We start from the raw sequence: 16,119 nt of genomic DNA, 5'->3' as shown, positions 1-16,119 counted from the left end.
ACCAGAACAAAGAGTAGGTATCGCTGCTTCCTTTCATCATAACCCCTCCGCTCTACACCATTTTATTTCGAGGTTGCAAAATAGGGCCCGCACATAGCTTCATGCGTGTGTATATAGGTCCAGCTAAATTCCCTGTCAAAAACATAGATATCCTGCTGTGCATCAAAATCCGTGGATATCAGATCCTTCGCATGCTCATATAGGAATACATCAGGCCCATGCTGATACATCACATACAAGTCACCTTTCATCATCGAATCGAAGGCTGCTCTGGCCTCCTCGGCCTGAAGACAGTCGGCCTGTTCATAGCTGAACAGATGCCACTTGTATTGGTCATAGTGGATGGCTTCCTTGATCTCGTCCGGAACATGATGAGCAAATGCTTTGTCCCAACATGCTTTGATATGTTCTCTATCCTCGTACAGCGGAGAGATGACCACACCTTTATCCTGTATGGTTCTGTTGAAGGCATAATGTTCATGAAAAATCCGAATAGACCAATACAGCTTCTGCAGCTCCTCATCCGGCAGTTCATCCAATATCTCATTGATGGCATCCCTTATCTTCATAATAAGCTCCTCCTGCAGTGACGTTCTCGCTATGGCTCCTGACCGTGACCTTCGTTTCTTTTCGTTTCCATATGATACCATTTAATGGATCTGTAAAGGTATCAAAAACGTTATAAAAAGACTGCCATAAAAATGGCAGTCTCGTTCTTATCTATGATGTTATTTCCTCGCATGAAGAATAAACTTCTCAAGCTGTTCGGTATCGGTAATGCTCTGATTGCAAGCCTGGTTATCCATGCATACGTACTGACCGATCGCGGAGATATTATCCGGCGAAGGGTGGGACGGCTTGGTTCTGACCGAGAAGAACGCCAGCTCCTGATGCCGATTGCAGAACATGCAGTAGCCTTTCTTGTTGGTCGGCGTAATTCTCCCCTCAATGCCCACAAACTGGCCTTCTAGCGGATAGACAATAAACAACCTGCTCGTGGCAATATCCACCCAGCTCAGATACGTGATATAACGGAAATCTACCGATGGGAGATCCGGTATTTTCAGCTTCTTGCTCTTGGGGAACAGCTTCTGGATCTGCTTCTCCGTAATCGCCGGGAAAGGCTCCAAATACCGTTCAAACCCGCTCAGATAGCTCTGGAAATCATAGGCCGTCTCGCAGGCCAATATGGATTCCAGCATCCGTCTCTGCTCCTCGGTGACAACAGGAAAAGCCTCCACAATGTTCGTCACGGCACTGTATCTTACCGTCTCCAACACTCCCCGATCCGCAACAGATCGCAATGTCTTCAGGAGGAACTCGGATTGTTTCTTAATGACGTTGTACTGATGGTTTCTAATAAATGGTGTGCTCATCGCTTTTTACGCCCCTTATTATGATTTTAAAAAATTCAATAAGGCGCAAAGCCAATCATTAGAAACGATAATATGAAGTTTGGGCGATCGAATTTCATCCTAACCGCACCTCACGCAAAGTATCGCCCCAAATCAGGCTTTGCATGAGGACTTCCTAGCAAATGAGCAAGTTAACACTGCCACAAAACCTACCCCCAATCCTATCTCATACGCAAAAGTATAGCAGCAGGAAACGAGGGAGGCAATTTGATTGACTTCTTTTGACTTCTTTTGATTTCTTTCGAGCAGTGCATCGCCTTAAACGAAAGGTAGCTACCTTCCAGAAAATGAGGTTTGAGAGATCCGCTCACCCTCCAGATCAAATCTGTGCAATCTATCGCCAGACACATCATGATAATACCAGTGAATAGGGGTGTCATCCGTTAACCCCGGGTTGAGATTATTCAGGTCCATACGCTCTATATCCGACACCAAGCCTTCTCGTACAAGAACTTCTGCAATTTGCTCATAGGTTAAACGCCCTTCCATTCCCAGCGGAATCTCGGTCCATTCAGCAGAGGGAGAGATGACCACGATATACTGCTGGCCATTAAGCTCGGAACATAAGCAGAGCCAGGGCCGCTCTTGGTGTTCAAAGTTCTGGCTTTGATTCAGCTTTAATGGTTGATAGGCACGCTCCTCCAGCAGTTCCTCCACCTGTTCGACGGAAATGCCTTTACCGCTTTGGCATCCCATAATGGCAAACAACATGGTGAGTAACAATACGACCCTTTTCACACATTCCATAGATTCACCTTAGTTTCGGGAATATCTCCAGCCCTACGCTTGGTCCAGGAGCTTATACAGCTCCCTTTTCGTTACAGGATGGTAGGTTAGCAGCTTGCCGTTATAAATCACATTGAACGACCCGTAGGCCGATACAGCGTGCTGCGCGTCCCCCGAGCTTTCCATATCCATCACCTGGATCGGTATATTTCGTTCTTGGGCAACCTCCACGATGGTTGTCACCGCATCCTGAATGTAAGGGCATTGGTCCGATTTCAGAATGGTCAAGCCTTCACGATAACTGGCAGCCCTCTCCTCCCATCCATGAACCAACCGGGGCACAGGAGAATCGTCAAATCGCCTTGCAAGCAGCTCGAAGCCAGACGGAGTCTGATCGACCAGCTCGAACCCTTGTTTAGTAAAAAAGCTTTTGTCAGCCAACCAGGTCTGACTGCTTGTCATGATGGAAACTCCTGATTTACGGCTGCGCCTGGCGTCTTCTATGCAATCATTCAGCAGCTGCTTGCCGTATCCTTTGCCTTTGCCCCGGCCTACAATCCACAGACAGTGGATAAACAAATAATTCTCCCCGGTAACCCCACGCCAGGCAAACTCAATGGGGGTGTACTCCATAAAACCCCGAGGATAACCATCTTCCTCGATGATCTTCAGCTTCAGCCCTTCCTCAAATCGGCGAAGCAGCCACTCCTGCTTTCGTTGATAGCCCTCCGTTTTCGGTTTGCTTCGCATGCAGAAAAAACCCTTGTCCTGGATATTATCCGCCGTTACCTCGACAATTTCGATCAACCCGGCTCCTCCTCGATCCGTTGGTTATGATATAGACACCCGTTTGCTATAGCTCTTTGATCATATGGATATCATAAGGCTCCTTATGAAAAAGCTCCTCATCTACCTCCTCTGCAATGGCGCTCCCCATACTGATAGAAAAATACCGCTAATCCGCAATCAAGGTCAGCTGAGGCCACAGCTCCAGCCATCCCTTCTTCTGTACGCGATTCAGGAATACATCCCTCTTCTTGAACAGCGGGCTTTGTCTCACCTTCAATTCAAAAAGATCATCCACACCATACGGCGCAACCAGAACCAGATGGTCACGCTCGTCCAGGCGAACCCCAACCGCTGTGGCCGTTTCCGGCCAATGCGCCATCGCATTCGCAGTATCGGCATACGGCGAGTCCCCATTGTTCACATGCATTCTGGCTTGATTTTTAACCGACCACTTCCCGTTTCCGGTCACTTCGCGCAAATGCCGTTCAAGCAAGCGATCTCTGTCTTCGGACAGATTCTGGCGATCATAATAGACGACATCAATATCGCTGTGGTTATCCCGGACGTCGTAACCGTGTAATCGGTCCCACACGTAGTTGCGGATATATCCTGCGGCGATGCACCAGTCCGGCAGCTCCAGCGCTCTGACCCGCTTCAGGTCTGATATCAGCGATGCATGCTCTGACAGGCAGGCTTGCAATCGATCCTCCATCCGCTGCAAAAAGGCACCTCCATTCCGTGAAGCTCTTCTCGTTAACGCTATTGTATCACTTAGTTGATGTCCTCCTCCTTAGTGAGCCTGACGGTTGTGTGAATACTGCCAGATTATCCCGTCCAGGCCAGAAGATTGGTCATCCATCCAGGTATCCCTGGTAAAGCTTGTTACTCCCAGTAGAACGGACCATACCCTTTCAATCGCGCCAGACCCTCTACAAAGTAGAAATCGCCGTAAATCAGCGGAACGTCTATATTGGTGCCCTGCGGGTAATTGCTGGTGCCGGACAGGATCAGCCCCTCCTCATCCGGACGATCCCAGGCGCCGTAATTTTCGTATAGCGACTTCAGGATTCGCACAGCACCTGCTCGGTAAGCTTCGGCATCTCCGCCTTCACTTTTATCCGCGAGAAGAAGCAGACCGCTTGCGGCACATGACCCAGCCGAGGTGTCCCGCAAGCTGCGCAGCTCCTCCGGAGCACGAAAATCCCAAGCCGGCACCTGGTCCTCCGGCAGCCTGCTGAGGAAGAAGTTCGCCACCCGTGTGGCTGCTTGGTAATATTCGTCCTTGCCGGTATGGTGATAAGCCAGCGTCAAACCATAGATCGCCCATGCCGCTCCCCGCGACCAAGCTGACTCTGGCGCATAGCCTTGTCCTCCTACCGCCTTCCGTCTTTCTCCCGTATGGGGATCAAAAATCACGATATGATATACGGAACCATCCGCACGGATAAAATGCTTCAGCACCGTATCCAGATGTGCCTCGGCAATATGCGCATACCGCGGATCACCGCTGATGCGCGATGCCCAGAACAGCAGCGGCATGTTCATACAGCAGTCGATAATCGCCCATCCCTCGTTGCGTTCGCCTTCCGACCATGGATTCCAGGCCCGGATGTATTGCCCTTTGACATTGAAGCGGGCGGCTAAATAGTTCGCTGCTTTTAAGCCCCTGATCCGTGAAGCCTCACTGCCGGTCAACTTGTAATTAGCCACGCTCGTCAACGTCCACATAAACCCGATATCATGGTCCAGCCACACATATCCGTCCAGCACTTCGTCCAGCTTCGCCTCACACGCTTCGGCCAGTGCTCTCAGCTCTTCCTTCCCGCTCTGGGCATATAACAGCCACAGCTGCCCCGGCCAGAAACCGGCGGTCCACCAAGCCGGCTCCGCCAGCTGGTATACACCGTCCTGACTGGCATGCGGAAACCCCGAACCGATCCTAGTCGTATTGCGCAGCGTCTTGTCGAGCGACCTCTGCCACGCTTCATCCACCCACGCATTCACCATTTCCATCCCTCTCCCTTCTCATTTGCCGTATCCCCTGCGTCACTAAGCGTCAGCCTGTTGCTTGTTTAGCGTCTTACAAACTGAAATATAAAGTCCAATTCCACATGCCGCTCTGGCCGAAGCACATGAAAATCCAGCGTATACCATACCTCGTCCTCCCCATCATGATTGCGCCAGATTCGTTCGGTCACCTCCAGCCGCAGCAGCTCCCGGTCATAGGCGAGCTTCAATGCAAGCGTCCCGCGGTCCAGCAGCAGCTGCCCTTCGTCATCCTCCGCTTGCTCCGGTCGAATCAGCGTCACGAATCGCTCCAGCAGCGCGTCCGGTCTGTCAGTCAGCACAAATACATCCTTTAATTCCAGGCACGGAAGCTCATGCTTATGCCACCGCCAGGTGCGCCGCAAGCTCTGAAGCGAAGGGCATTCATAGGCGGCGGCCAGCTCAATCGTAAGCCGAGCCTCCTGACCGCTGATCGCCTGCTCCACGACAGATGCCTTCCGCTGCCTTCCCGCAGCTTGCAGACAGCCGTTCACGATCGGAACCGAATGCCCCTGAGCACCATTGCAATCGTAGAGATAACGGCCAGCACCGAAGTAATCCTTCGTATATTCTCCACAGCCCAGATCCGATAGATAAAACTCCCCGTCTCCTGCGAGCATAAACTGCCCGAGATCCAGATGGTTATGCGGCTCGTCATTATGACCGCCCTTGGCAGCGAAGCCGAAGATTCCGGCGCTCGATACCGTGCGGGAGATCAGCCAGCCGGCATCCTCCAGCATGTAGTCTCCGGGAGGCCAATCCGGTACGTTGCTGGCCTGCTCCCGCCACAGCAAATTGCGAAGGGCCGTTGCCCACCTGCTGCAATGATCCTTCCGGTAGTCTGCTCGAAGCGCGGACGGTGGCGACTGCACGCTGTCATAACGGCCGGCAAGATAACGGGACAGCCCAAGCTGCACCTGCTCATGTGGGAATGAATCCGAGAAATTGACGACGGCGTTTCCGCCCAGGAAACACTTCTGCTGGAACCCCGCAATCGCCTCAACCTTCTCGAGGCTGAACCAGTCCAGCTCCCCTTGAGTACGCTTGAACAGCAGATCCGCGTAATACACAAAATAACCGAACCCGTAATTCCAATAGCCAAGCCCCTCCAGGCATCCCCCGTCTTCCCCGAAGCCCTTCAGGTAACAGGCCATACTGCGCTCGGTTTTCTCCAGAATCCGGACCAGCAGGTCCTGCTCCCGCTCTTCTTGCAGCAGCAACAGGGAAGCAGCGCCAATGGATCCCGCGCATACTGCCGCCCAGTTATGCTCAGCTTCCTCCCATTCATACGGGCCCTTCTCAAGGAATGGCAGAAGCAGCCTGCGGTGCACCAGCTCCAGGATGTGCGCCTTCAGCATCTTCGGCAGCCGATCCCCGAGCAGCAGCGTAAGCTCAGCGAGTGTAAACCCGGTCTCCGCCGAGAAAAGATCTATCGTATCCGCAACCGGACGCCGCTCGCCAACATGCGCAGGCAGACACCAGGTCAGTTCACTGCAAATCGCCCAAACCGCATTCAGCAGCTCCTCCACATAATCCTCGCGTTCCGGCTCCAGCAGACCTAACAGCGCAAAAGTGTTCAGCCGCCGTCTCCGCTCAAAATAAACCCGCTCATATTCCAGTCTCGAACCCTGCTTCGCATACAAGGAGAACAAGGCATAGGTTAGCTCCGGGACCGCTTGCCCCAGAAGGCGCTTGCCTTCCGCCTTGATTTCGGCTACATCAGCAGCGTACGCCTTGCTTTCCCTAACCCTTTGCCAGAATGCCGGTCCATCCCCGTCAGGGTAATAGAAATGCAGCCCTGGAGGTACCATCCTCTCAACCACATCCGATAGTTGGCGCTGCCCGATTCTGTTCATATTCGGATTGTCCATGACGATTCCTTTCCTCATCTAAATCTAGGGAAGCTGAGTCGATAACAAAGCGAGATCACGATCATCGTCGTGCTTTTAGAATTGCTGCCGATCTAGCGGCAGCCTAAGCTTGATCTTCTTGTCCCGCCCGCTATAAACGATCATATCATCCTGACCGATTTCCACCTTCAGCCCAATCTGCGGCAAATCGTCCAGCCCATCTTCAGTCAGAACGAATGGCTGCTTGGCACAAGCGCGGCCGCTTTCTGTCTTATCCATCACCGGATCGCCGTATATAGCAGAGGCCAGCCAGTGAACGCCGGGCTGAAGCGAAGCGGTCAGCGTCGGAATCACGGTGCGCGGCCGCAGCACGTTGGTATTCGCATTCGGCCAGATGAGGCGGGCCCCGTCATAGCCAAGCAGGCTCCTCACCCCGCTGATGCCCCAGGCACTCCCTGCCCAGGCTTCGTCATCCCCGACGCGCTGAAGGGGCGGTTGCTCAATACCCAGCGCAAATCCTCCCTCGGCTGCATCCAGCACCCGCTGGGTCGCGATCCGATGAATCCGGATGTGCCACGGCAGCCCTGCGATGAGCCATGTGCTGACCTCTACATCGGACCATGGCTTCCACACGGCATGGAGCAGATCTTCCTCGATCAAAGTGCTCCTATTATGTCGTCTCACCCGGTACAGATTGTCCCCGCCCTCGCTCAGGGCAAGCATGGAGTCAAAGGCCCCCTGGGACAACCCCCACTCGGAGCGCGGCACGCTGAACCCGAACCCCGTCGAATACACAAACTTCTCATACTTGGCCGACGTATGTGTATGTTCATTCGTCCCGGCATGCCCGCTGTTGAATGCCGCCACATGCCCCGATACCGGATCCCGCACCAATACCAGATGAGCGGGCTTCTGAACGTCCACGACAGCCATCTCTGGTAAAGGCTGCTCCTCCGAGACCCAGAACGGGTGGTCAGCAGGCAAAGCCAGCGGCAGAAACGCCTTGAGCGCCCAGTAAGGAGAGCCTGGCGAATTGTAGTTCTCCGCCATCACCAAATTCGGGTAGGCGTATCCAATGGACAAGAGCCCTCCGGAATCCACAATCGGCTGGCTGAACCACCAGCGCAAATGGCGGAGGAGCAGCCCTTTTAACACGCCCGGTGCCACTCCATCCGTATCCGCAAAAGCCATCGCCCCCCAGAACGCCGCTTGTGAGAAGCGGTACGTCAGGCTGCGTCCATAAGGAAGCGCCGCGCCGTTCGGGGAGAACCAGGCCATGAAATGCGGAGCAAAGGCATTCGCCCGCTCCCGGTACAGCGCCGCGCGCTCCGGATCCTCCCCGGACATGAGCTTGGAATAAAGCAGACCATAGTAATGAAAGGCAAACGGCACGTAATAATCGCTATGCCCCTCCGGCCCGTCACTGTACCAACCGTCCCCCAGATAAAAAGTGTCAAGCCGCTCCAAATTCCGCTGCAGCTGCGCTTTATCATAGGGAAGACCGGCTTTGTGGAATCCGATGTTCACCAGTACCTGAAAGAACAGCCAGTTGCAGTCATGACAAGGATGCGCATTGATTTGATGAAGCCAGGTGTACAGGTTATGCCGCGCCTTCTCCCCAAGCGGCTTCCAGATTCGATCCGGAATCAGGGCCAGCGCATAACCGAACACCGCCATTTCCACCAACCGCTGGTCATAGTCCGAAACAACGCCCCAGTACTCCTCGTGCTCAGGGTCCGTACCGTTGGCAATGCCTTCAAGTACATGCTCCCACAACTCACTCTCTCCCCCGCCGGCGAGCAAAGGCACCAGTCCCCACAGCACCCGAGAGAACGCTTCCATCTCAGCGATGACGGATGGATAGCTCGCTCCGGAGTGGCCCAGCGCAAGCCGGGCCTTCCCCTGACTGTAGTACGGCTCCAAAGGTGCAAGCAGCTGCTGAAGCAGGGCTTCCATGTCCTCGCGGGACCGAAGCGGATTCGCCGCCAGCGCTGCACGGATATCCTTATCCCCCGTATTGCATGCCATCTTGGCCACTTCCCTTCATTAGAATCTGATCCTAATAGCCTGCCACTATCCTTTAATGCCGGTGGAAGCCACGCCTTGCACGAAGTTTTTCTGCAGCACCAGGAACACAATCAGCACCGGTATGATCGATATGACGCTGGCCGCCATGATCAGCCCATATTCCGCTGAATATTGCGAGATGAACATTCGCAGGCCGATCTGGATCGTTTTGAGCTCGGTTTTCGTCAGATAAATCATCGGTCCCAGAAAGTCGTTCCAGGTGGAAACGAAGGTGAAAATAGTCAGCGTGGACAACGCCGGCTTGGACAGGGGCACCATAATCCGCGCCCAGATGCCGTACTCGCTCAGCCCGTCAATGCGGGCTGCCTCGCACAGCTCATCCGGAATGCTCTGGTAGAACTGCCGCATCAGAAATACGCCAAAAGCCGAAAACGCCTGCAGTAAAATAATCGCCAGGTGCGTATTGTTCAGCCCCATGGAACGCATCATGATAAACTGCGGCACCATGTACGCCTGCCAAGGAATCGCAATGGTCGCGATATAACCAAGGAACAGCGCATGCTTGCCTGTAAAATTCAGCTTCGAGAACGCATAGGCGGCAAAGCTCGAGGTCAGAATCTGAAGCGCGGTCACGATCACCGACAACTTGGCCGTATTGTAAATAAAGGTTCCCAGCGGAATGCGCGTCCAAATCTCCTTATAGTTGCTCCAACGCGGAGATTCCGGGATCCACTGCATCGGAAAGGTGAACACGTCCTTGTTCAGCTTGAGCGAAGAGGAAAGCATCCACAAATAGGGAACAAGCATACATAGGACAACAACAAACAATATCAAATAGGCCAGCACCTTGACCCCGATTTTAACCCCTTTGTTAGTTCCTACCATATCTGTTAATCCTCCTATTGTCCATACTTCTTCTCACCCTGGAACTGAATCAACGTAATTCCAAGGACGAGCAGGAATAATACGATGGCGATGGCACTGGCATAACCGTAATCCAACGAACGAAATGCCGTATTGTAGATTTGATAGACCAGTACCCTGGTCGCATCGTTCAGCTGGTTATCCGCACCGGCAAACAGGTTAATGAAGATATCGTAGACTTTAAACGAGTTAATGATCAGAATCATCAGGACAAAAAAGCTCGTTGGCGCTAACTGAGGAATCGTCACATTCCGGAATCGCTGCCAGGCATTTGCGCCGTCGAGCTCGGCGGCTTCATACAGTTCGGGGTTGACGCCCTGAAGCCCGGCCAAATAAATCACCATATAATAGCCCATGTTCTTCCATACGGTGAACAGCACGACCGTGAACATGGCCCAATCTTTATCCGCAGCCCAGCGAGGCAGATCCTCGATCGGCACGCCTGTCAGTGCGTGCAGGAGATTGTTTACGGGGCCCATCGTCGGACTGAATATAAAGTTCCACACCGCAGCAACCGCAACGAGGGAGGCCACATACGGGAAGAAGAACACCGTTCTCATAAAATCGCGGGCGAACAGCTTCTGATTGAGCAGAATCGCCAGCCCCAGCGCACACACCATCGTCAGCGGCACGACGCCGACGGTATAAACAATGGTGTTCCACAACGCTTTATGAAAAGTGGGGTCCTTCCATAAACGAATAAAATGACTGACCCCGGTATATTCCATCGGGTTTGCGCCATCCCATTTTACAAAGGCCAGAATAAACGCAAATACCATCGGCACCAGCGTAAAGAGCGCAAAGCCGATAAAGTTCGGGGCAATAAAGCTATAGGCAATCAAATGCTCTCGGGTCTTTTTGGATAAGCGACTCTTTCTTATTGTTTTCGGATTGATTGTCGTTTCGTTCCGCATCCGTTCTCCTCCAAACTTGTTGGCGCTACATAGGAAGGGCGGGCTGCTATAGCCCGCCCTCGATACATGCCCTTAGGTTGCTTGATGCCGCGCGCTTGCACCGCTGGTCAAGACCGTCAATTCATCGGTACCCGGCATACTGTCTCAGTTGTTGAGAATCAGCTGTACCCGTGTTGTCATATCCTCCAGCCCTTGTTCGATGGTGGTGTTTTGGGTCATAATGCTGTCATGTGCTTCATTAAGAATGACTTCGATGTCCGCGCTCTTGTCATGCAGAGGCATCTCGAGATAGGTGGTTGCCGTCGTTAATGCTTCCTTGCTCGCTTCATCCGTCGGGAATCCATCCATGGATGCAATCGAGTTGATCACTTCCTCGTTCTTGATCGCCGGAAGCGTGCCTGTGGAGGCAATGACGGCTGCGCCTTCTTCACCGGTCACGAATTTCAGGAAATCCAGCGCCGCCGCTTTATTCGCGGATTTCTGGTTAACTGCCAAGGAGGTGATGGTGCCGAGCGTCGTGCCTGCTTCTACCCCCTCCGGATGCGGATACTTCACAATCCCCCAGTTGGTTGCCTGTGATTCACCGCTCTTAACCTTCTCGATTTGAGTGGATATGAACCAGCTGCCCATGTTCATCATCGCCACCGAATTGTTGTAGAACACGCCGGAGTAGTGGGTGCTGGATGTTTTCAGTGTCGCGTAATCCATCACGATCCCGTCCTCCTGCTGCTTCAGAATTCGTTCATAGGTCGGCTTCAGGAAATCATACTCCCCCTCAACCACCGTATGCTGCCCGTCCAGAATGCCGAATAGCTGAACCGCGCTTCGCCACGTGTGATAATGAGCGCCATATACTTTCTCCGCTCCGCTGCCGGAGGTTACCTTCCGGGCCAGCTCATCATATTGGTCCAAGGTCATGTCATTCGTCGGATAAGGAACGCCCGCTTGGTCGAACAGATCCTTGTTGTAATAAATAATCCAGAAGTCACTGCGGAAAGGAAGCGCATACACTTCTTCGTTCATTACGATCTGCTCAACGGTTCCGTCATAGCGTGCCGGATCGATGTTCTGCTCGCTCATGAACGCTTTCAGCGGCTCCAGATGATTCTGCTTCACCAGGTTGGCGTAACCCGGAATGTCCTTTACGGTCAAAATGTCCAGATCGGCCCCTCCCGAAAGCTGCGTGCTGAGCATCGTCATATAATCGGTGGAGCCCAGATCCACGTATTCAATCGTGACATTCGGATTCTTCTCCCGATATGCGTCGATCAATGGCTGATAATACGTCGTTGCCTCCCAGTCCCACAGCGCCCACTTCAAAGTGACCGGGTCTGTCGACGGAGACTCGGAAGCGCTTCCAGATTGGTCCGGCGCAGGAGACTCGGCCGAAGGTGTGGTGCTTTTCTGACCGGAGCAACCGGCCAGCAGAGTGAATGACAGGATCACCGTCAACGTCATTCCTAACAATTTACGCATGCTCATATGTGCTCCCCTTTTCGTCTGGTTTGGATGCCTGACTTCCTTGTCGAACTTCTATAAATATCCTAGTTGAATTTATAATGAAAGGGCATACATTTTTGTTGTCTGTTCATTCACTTTTGTGTTCCTTTCTCTAAGCTCAGGTCAGAAAGCTGTATTATTGTGATGAAAACCTGTAAAAATTGCAGTTTCTGTCCTGGGAGGAGTATCAGCTGAAAAATGATTCTGGTATGGTAAGAATACCAACGCTTTGGAAGCGCTTTTAATTTTGCCGGCAAGGGGGAGGCGGTTCTGACGAGACGAAAAGCGACCATCAAACGTCGAATTATTATGCTGATGACGATTTTCGCCCTGCTCATGGCTTCGTTGCTGTCGTTTTTCAGCTATGAGCTGATCTCCTATTTTCAGCGGAAAACGACGATCCAGGCGACCGAGTTCAATCTGCAGCTGGTGTCTCATATTATCGAACAGGATTTTATCAATTTGTCCATGCTGGCGATGACCAGCAGCACCAATTCCTCGACGAACCGGATGCTGAATGAATATTTTCGTTCGAGCCCGGCCAGCTCCGCTATGGGGGCGATTCATGCATTCACCTCGCTGCAGGAGGACTTCCGGGTGAACCGCTCCAACGGCTATGTGCGTCGGCTGATCGTAACCGACAATGAGGATAAGTTTATCCAGGTGGACAATTCCGTCAGTGCCTCCGTTCCCTTAACCATTCATAATCTTAGCCAGCTGACCGGGCTGTTTCCGGACGTCTCCGAGGAGTGGGTGCGAATCATTCGAGACCCGTTCTCCCTCACCCAGACCATCCCGTTTGTCATGCCGATTTACGGAGACCGGGCCAGCCACACCGGGACCGTATACCTGCTGGCGAGCACCAACATCATCACTGACAAATTGAAAGGTTATCCTCTGCCGTCAGATTCGAGGCTGCTGCTGACCCTGGGCAGCAACAGCTATGAAATTCAAGGGGATCGCATTCTCCCCATCACGGCGAGCTATACGGTCTCCCCGTATGAAGAAGATACGGCCAGCGGCAGCGTGACATCCGTATCTCTGCTGGAGAATGAAGCTGGGGACCGAATGATCTCGGTGACGTATCCGATACGCAAAGGGGTTGCTTTATCACAGACCTTAATGAAAGGACAATTCGCCCCCCAATGGAATATCTGGCTGCTGCTGATGATCGGAGTATGCCTGCTTGTCCTGGCTTCCAGCGGGTTCATTACGGTGTATTTGACGAGAACTATCAGTCTCCCGGTCGAAAAGCTGAAGAAACGCATCGATAAAATCGCACAAGGAAACTTCCTCGTTGACCGTAATATGGAATGGAACAGCGAGCTGGGCGATGTCGGTCGGGGAATTAACCGGTTGTCCCAAGATATCGTTGCTCTTATGGAAAGACGGGTGGCTGACGAGAAGCTGAGGCAGGAGCTGGAATATCGCATGCTTCAGAGTCAGATTAACCCGCACTTCCTCTACAACACACTCAACTCCATCAAGTGGATGGCCACCATCCAGAACGCAACCGGGATTGCCGAGATGACAACGTCCCTCTCGCGCCTTCTGCGGAGCGTCGCCAAGGATATGCGCAAGCTGGTGACGCTTAAGGAGGAGCTCAGTCTGCTGGATGATTATTTCCTGATTCAGAACTACCGTTACGGCAATAAAATCACGATGGAAACGGCCATCGAGGATGAACGGCTGCTGTCCGGGCTAATCCCAAGGTTTACGCTCCAGCCGCTCGTGGAAAACGCAATCTTTCACGGGGTTGAACCGAAAGGCGGCGGCCATATCAGGCTCAGTGTGCAGCGCAGCGGAATGAACGAAATTATGATTGTGCTGGAGGATAACGGCGTGGGGATGAGCGAAGCACAGATTGCCAGCATCTTATCAAAGCACGCTCCTGACCCGGAGGGCTTGACCACTGAAGGTATGGGCCTGCGCAATGTCAACGAGCGGCTCCGCCTGACCTACAGCGAGAGATACGGCATATCGATTGAGAGTGTCCTGAACGAATACACCAGGATGCGCATTCTGCTGCCCCATCTCCGAACCGAGTCGCCCGGCCGATTCTGACACTCCCCTTACTGCCAGATAAGGGCAGAGCAGTACCAGGATAATGAAGAGAAACGGAGGATGTCATCATGATCAAATTGCTGATTGCCGATGATGAAGCGCTGGTGTGTATCGGGCTGCAGTCCATGCTGAAATGGGAGGATTACCATATCGAGATTGTTGGGGTCGCTCATAATGGCGCGCAGGCCGAGGAGATGATCGAAGCCCTTCGTCCCGATATCGTTCTCTCGGATATCAAAATGCCGGTCAAGTCTGGCCTCGAGGTTGCGGCATCCGCCCGCGAGCGGTATGGACGCCTTCCGCTGTTCATTATGCTGACCAGCTACGAGGAATTTGAATATGCCCGCAGCGCCATCGAGCTGCAGGCGGTGGATTATCTCGTCAAGCTTGATTTGACTCCGCAATCGCTGGGCGAATCCATCCGCAAGGCGGCTTCCTTGCTCCGGGATTACCGAACGATGGAGACTTATCCGGATCTGCTGCAGCGAGGCAATTTGCAGGCACAGCGGGATAAATTTTTCATCCGTCTGTTCAACCATCTGTTTGAAAGCAAAAGCCAGTATGTGCTTCAGAAGGAAGACCTGGGGATCGAATTCCCGGCTCCAGCTTACCTGGTTTGCACCTGCCGTATTCTTGGGCCGGATACCGTACCGTCTCGGGGTGACAAACTGGTGGCCTTATGCGCCAGCACCGTACAGATGGCCAAGGACACCCTGAGCACGGTCAGCGACTGCTATGTCACCAGTCTGGACCTGCGCAATTTCGCCATCACCCTGCCGGCCCTAGGAACGGCCCCGGACACCTGGATGCCGGAAGTACAGAAGCTGCTAGCGGACATGGCAGGCGTCCTGCATAATTACTTCAACGTCACCGTGATTGGCGCGGCGGGCTTTGCGGTAGAAGACCCGTACCAGCTGCGGGACAGTTACTGGGCCGCCCGGAAGATATTGCCGGCAGCCGTGAAGGAGCAGTCATTCGTCTTCTATGACCAAGCGGAGCATGGGGATGCAGAGCAGCCCCTGTTCGATTTCACCGAACTTCGTGCCGAGATCCGGCGCGCCTTCGAGGAGCTTGATACGCACGCTCTACATTCGGTAATATCCAGCATGATCAACAGTTTCGAGGAGCGGCCTGACCTGCTCGTTCCGGCCATGGACGCCGCTTGCAGCGTCCTGTACATGGCCACATCGCTGCTGACAGACGGCGAGGACATCGTCGAATCGATTTTCGAACATGAACCGGAAGGATATCGCGCCCTCTACCAAATGAAATCCATCGATGGCATTGTAAGCTGGCTGGTCCGCTTCCGCGACGGCTGCTGCGAGATGCTCGCCTCGCGTAAGACGAGTTACAAAGAACAGGTGGTGCGAAACGTTCAGGCATATATTCGCCGGAATCTCGATACCAAGCTGTCCCTGAACCAAGTCGCCGATGTGTTCAACTTCAGTCCGAATTACTTGAGTCATCTGTTCTCCAGAATTGCCAAGGTCAACTTTGTGGAGTATGTGACGAATACCAAAATCGCCGCAGCCAAGGACATGATGCTTCGCGGTGAGGGAAGAATCTACGAGATCTCCCAGAAGCTCGGGTACGAAAGTGCATTCTATTTTAGCAAGGTGTTTAAGAAAGTGGAGGGCGTCTCGCCAAGGGAATACATGCAGCGCATGGAGTCGGTTCGATGAGTTAGAGGAAGGTCATAACGTAAAGCCGGAAATACTTAGCGAGGAAAGAAAAAAGACTCGATGTCTGGGTAAGTAAACATCGAGTCCAAATTATGTAGGGATACCTTTGGGGTGACTGCGCCTTCTTGCGTCATTATCCCTTTTGCTCAGGGGCTTAGTGTGACTGCGTCTCCTTGCGTCA

13 protein-coding genes are annotated in these 16,119 nt (G+C 53.0%); 2 read left to right on the top strand and 11 right to left on the bottom strand.

The genetic code is table 11. The annotated features are described in order from the left end of the window. Positions 1 to 62 precede the first annotated feature (62 nt). The 11 genes from CHH67_RS06350 to CHH67_RS06300 form a co-directional block, all read right to left on the bottom strand. Positions 63 to 569, bottom strand: coding sequence for a DUF4275 family protein (locus CHH67_RS06350; RefSeq protein ID WP_095264239.1), 507 nt, complete (start codon positions 567 to 569; stop codon positions 63 to 65). 159 nt (positions 570 to 728) lie between these two features. Further along, positions 729 to 1,376 carry a FusB/FusC family EF-G-binding protein gene (locus tag CHH67_RS06345; protein WP_095264238.1) on the bottom strand — a complete coding sequence of 216 codons (648 nt, stop codon included), beginning with the start codon at positions 1,374 to 1,376 and terminating at the stop codon, positions 729 to 731. A gap of 312 nt (positions 1,377 to 1,688) precedes the next feature. Next, complete coding sequence (locus CHH67_RS06340) at positions 1,689 to 2,126, bottom strand: hypothetical protein (RefSeq protein WP_141235839.1); 438 nt, start codon at positions 2,124 to 2,126, stop codon at positions 1,689 to 1,691. Positions 2,127 to 2,195: 69 nt separating this feature from the next. Beyond that, complete coding sequence (locus CHH67_RS06335) at positions 2,196 to 2,948, bottom strand: GNAT family N-acetyltransferase (RefSeq protein WP_095264236.1); 753 nt, start codon at positions 2,946 to 2,948, stop codon at positions 2,196 to 2,198. A 148-nt stretch (positions 2,949 to 3,096) separates the two neighbouring features. After that, a complete protein-coding gene (locus CHH67_RS06330) occupies positions 3,097 to 3,642 on the bottom strand; it encodes a nucleotidyltransferase family protein (protein WP_095264403.1) in 546 nt (181 codons plus the stop codon). Between the two features lie 170 nt (positions 3,643 to 3,812). Beyond that, positions 3,813 to 4,943, bottom strand: coding sequence for a glycoside hydrolase family 88 protein (locus tag CHH67_RS06325; RefSeq protein WP_095264235.1), 1,131 nt, complete (start codon positions 4,941 to 4,943; stop codon positions 3,813 to 3,815). Positions 4,944 to 5,002: 59 nt separating this feature from the next. Further along, the gene (locus tag CHH67_RS06320) at positions 5,003 to 6,832 is read right to left on the bottom strand and encodes a hypothetical protein (protein WP_095264401.1); all 1,830 of its coding nucleotides are present in this window, start codon (positions 6,830 to 6,832) and stop codon (positions 5,003 to 5,005) included. A gap of 90 nt (positions 6,833 to 6,922) precedes the next feature. Next, positions 6,923 to 8,854 (bottom strand): DUF2264 domain-containing protein, encoded by a 1,932-nt coding sequence (locus CHH67_RS06315; RefSeq protein ID WP_179292068.1) that lies wholly within the window; start codon positions 8,852 to 8,854, stop codon positions 6,923 to 6,925. Between the two features lie 45 nt (positions 8,855 to 8,899). Further along, a complete protein-coding gene (locus tag CHH67_RS06310; RefSeq protein ID WP_095264234.1) occupies positions 8,900 to 9,739 on the bottom strand; it encodes a carbohydrate ABC transporter permease in 840 nt (279 codons plus the stop codon). 14 nt (positions 9,740 to 9,753) lie between these two features. Beyond that, positions 9,754 to 10,692 (bottom strand): carbohydrate ABC transporter permease, encoded by a 939-nt coding sequence (locus CHH67_RS06305; protein ID WP_095264233.1) that lies wholly within the window; start codon positions 10,690 to 10,692, stop codon positions 9,754 to 9,756. Positions 10,693 to 10,836: 144 nt separating this feature from the next. After that, the gene (locus CHH67_RS06300) at positions 10,837 to 12,168 is read right to left on the bottom strand and encodes an ABC transporter substrate-binding protein (protein ID WP_244908104.1); all 1,332 of its coding nucleotides are present in this window, start codon (positions 12,166 to 12,168) and stop codon (positions 10,837 to 10,839) included. 339 nt (positions 12,169 to 12,507) lie between these two features. On the opposite strand from CHH67_RS06300, the gene CHH67_RS06295 reads away from it, so the two are divergent. Both CHH67_RS06295 and CHH67_RS06290 read left to right on the top strand, forming a co-directional pair. After that, on the top strand, positions 12,508 to 14,256 hold the full coding sequence (locus tag CHH67_RS06295) for a sensor histidine kinase (protein ID WP_244908103.1): 1,749 nt from the start codon (positions 12,508 to 12,510) through the stop codon (positions 14,254 to 14,256). A 68-nt stretch (positions 14,257 to 14,324) separates the two neighbouring features. Beyond that, positions 14,325 to 15,938, top strand: a complete 1,614-nt coding sequence (locus tag CHH67_RS06290; RefSeq protein ID WP_095264230.1) for a response regulator transcription factor — start codon at positions 14,325 to 14,327, stop codon at positions 15,936 to 15,938. The last annotated feature ends 181 nt before the right edge of the window (positions 15,939 to 16,119 follow it).

This window comes from Paenibacillus campinasensis (assembly GCF_002272015.1).
In the GTDB taxonomy this organism is placed as follows: domain Bacteria; phylum Bacillota; class Bacilli; order Paenibacillales; family Paenibacillaceae; genus Paenibacillus_AQ; species Paenibacillus_AQ campinasensis.
This window is presented reverse-complemented; position numbering and strand designations above follow the sequence as displayed.